This is a genomic window from Synechococcus sp. OH2, assembly GCF_047462155.1.
Lineage (GTDB): Bacteria > Cyanobacteriota > Cyanobacteriia > Thermostichales > Thermostichaceae > Thermostichus.
The window spans coordinates 4,307-4,582 of record NZ_JANSIR010000081.1 but is presented as its reverse complement, the minus strand read 5'-3'; the positions used below and the strand labels follow the sequence as shown (position 1 = coordinate 4,582).

Annotated in this window: 1 protein-coding gene; it reads right to left on the bottom strand. The window is 63.8% G+C overall.

Going from position 1 to position 276, the window contains the following annotated elements:
* Positions 1-276 (bottom strand): tetratricopeptide repeat protein (locus tag NW835_RS06920; protein WP_414414883.1); only part of this gene is annotated, 276 nt, incomplete at both ends.

Below are 276 nucleotides of genomic sequence, written 5' to 3'. Positions count from 1 at the left end.
CATCTCTTGGGCGGCGGCAAGGGCTTCTTCCAATCGGCCCAGGCGGCGCAGGCTGGTGATCTGGCCAAACCAGCAGGCAAAGCTGCCAGGACGCTGCTGCACCAAGCTCCGGAACTGCTCCAGGCTAGCCTCGTATTGCCCCAGCTCCTGGCGGGCCACTGCCAGGGCGTAGCGAGCCGGGAAGTCCTTTGGCCGGATTTTCAGGGCCTCCTCAAAGTGGATGCAAGCCTCCTTTAGGTAGCCCAATTTCTGGAAGGCCACGCCGCGGGCGTACCA